This is a genomic window from Bradyrhizobium sp. P5_C11_2 (genome assembly GCF_054049755.1).
Genome location: NZ_JBFULT010000890.1, coordinates 1 through 1,908, shown reverse-complemented (window position 1 = coordinate 1,908; position 1,908 = coordinate 1). Strand labels below are relative to the sequence as shown.

Here is a 1,908-nt window from a genome sequence, read left to right as displayed (position 1 = left end):
TGTTGGTCGCGTCCTTCAGCGACGCATTGTCGTGTTCGGCAATCAGAAGCGTCGTCATCAGAGCACCCCGGCTTCGTTCTTGAGTTTCGACACCAGCTCGGCGACGTCCTTGACCTTGACGCCCGCCTTGCGGCCCGCCGGCTCCGTCGTCTTGAGAACCTCGAGACGTGCGGTGGCGTCGACGCCGTAATCGGCGACGGTCTTCTCCGCGATCGGCTTCTTCTTCGCCTTCATGATGTTGGGCAGCGACGCATAGCGCGGCTCGTTGAGACGCAGATCGGTGGTGACGATCGCCGGTCCCTTCAGCTTGACGGTCTGCAGGCCGCCATCGACTTCGCGGGTGACCTTGAAGTCGCTTCCGTCGACCTCGAGCTTCGAGGCGAAGGTCGCCTGCGACCAGCCGAGCAGCGCCGCCAGCATCTGGCCAGTCTGGTTCGAGTCGTCGTCGATCGCCTGCTTGCCGAGGATGATCAGGCCGGGCTGCTCTTCGTCCRCGATCTTCTTCAGGATCTTCGCGACCGCGAGCGGCTCGACGATGCCGTCGGCCTTCACCAGGATGCCGCGGTCGGCGCCCATGGCGAGACCGGTGCGGATCGTCTCCGACGCCTGCGCCGGTCCAATGGAGACCACCACGACCTCGGTGGCCTTGCCGCCTTCCTTCAGGCGCAACGCTTCCTCGACCGCGATTTCGTCGAACGGGTTCATCGACATCTTGACGTTGGCGAGTTCAACGCCCGATCCATCGCCCTTGACGCGGACCTTGACGTTGTAATCGACCACCCGCTTTACCGGCACTAAGACCTTCATCGATCCTCTTTCACTCAATTTGGGAGGGGGGTTATCAACTGGCGCGGAACCTAAAGGCCTGATCCGGCCCGGTCAACGCGCGCAGGGCCTAATTTWAGCCCCTCGAAATGCGCTGCTCAATGGGTCAGCGATTCTGGCCCGGAACCCAGAGCACATCGCCGGCACCGTTATGGTTGGCGGCGCGGCTTGCCACGAACAGGAAATCCGACAGGCGGTTCATATACTGGATGCCAGCCGCGCCGACCGGTTCGGCAGGCTGGGCCGCCAGTTCCACCATCACGCGTTCCGCCCGGCGGCATATCGTGCGCGCGACATGGAGATGGGCCGCCGCCGGCGTGCCGCCCGGCAGCACGAAGGAGGTGAGCGGCGCGAGCTTGTCGTTGAGCGCGTCGATGTCGCGCTCGAGCCGCTCGACCTGGCTCGCCACCACCCGCAGCCGCTCGGCCTTTTTGGTTTCCTTGCCTTCCCGCTCAGGCACCGCGAGATCGGCGCCGAGGTCGAACAGGTCATTCTGGATCCGGCCGAGCATCGCATCGAGCTCGGGCGCGTCCCCGGTATGGAGCCGGACCACGCCGATCGCGGCATTGGTCTCGTCGACAGTGCCATAGGCTGCGATGCGCAGATCGTATTTCGGACGGCGTTCGCCGGAGCCGAGCGCCGTCGTGCCGTCGTCACCGGTCTTCGTATAGATGCGATTCAGCACAACCATGTTTACCGCCCCATCGCCCAGACCGCGATCATGGCAATGACGATCGCCACGAACTGAAGCAGCACGCGCCAGCGCATCAGCTTCTGCGAGGTATTGGGCGAGCCGCCCCGCATCATGTTGACGAGACCGAGCAGCAGCACCACCGCCACGGCGCCGRCCGCCACCGGCAGGATGAAAGTACTCAAGAGAGATGCCATTGGGGCTAGATAACACCGTGTGCGCCGGTCCGCCATCGTCTCAGCCGGTCATTCCGGGGCGGGCCCGTTGGCGCGAGCCCGGAATCCATCTGGCCGCATCACGTATGGCGAAATGGATTCCGGGCTCGTGCTTCGCACGCCCCGGAATGACGACGGGGACGCTTCGCGATCTGGCTTTTAAGCCAATAATATCAG

The 1,908-nt window shown here is 64.0% G+C and carries 3 protein-coding genes; all 3 read right to left on the bottom strand.

All coding sequences use genetic code 11. The annotated features are described in order from the left end of the window. Nucleotides 1-57: 57 nt before the first annotated feature. The gene (locus ACXJL8_RS39930) at nucleotides 58-807 is read right to left on the bottom strand and encodes an electron transfer flavoprotein subunit beta/FixA family protein (RefSeq protein ID WP_456686913.1); all 750 of its coding nucleotides are present in this window, start codon (nucleotides 805-807) and stop codon (nucleotides 58-60) included. Nucleotides 808-931: 124 nt separating this feature from the next. After that, nucleotides 932-1,516 (bottom strand): cob(I)yrinic acid a,c-diamide adenosyltransferase, encoded by a 585-nt coding sequence (locus ACXJL8_RS39925; RefSeq protein ID WP_456617303.1) that lies wholly within the window; start codon nucleotides 1,514-1,516, stop codon nucleotides 932-934. 2 nt (nucleotides 1,517-1,518) lie between these two features. Further along, nucleotides 1,519-1,713, bottom strand: coding sequence for a twin transmembrane helix small protein (locus ACXJL8_RS39920; RefSeq protein WP_456686912.1), 195 nt, complete (start codon nucleotides 1,711-1,713; stop codon nucleotides 1,519-1,521). Nucleotides 1,714-1,908 lie beyond the last annotated feature (195 nt).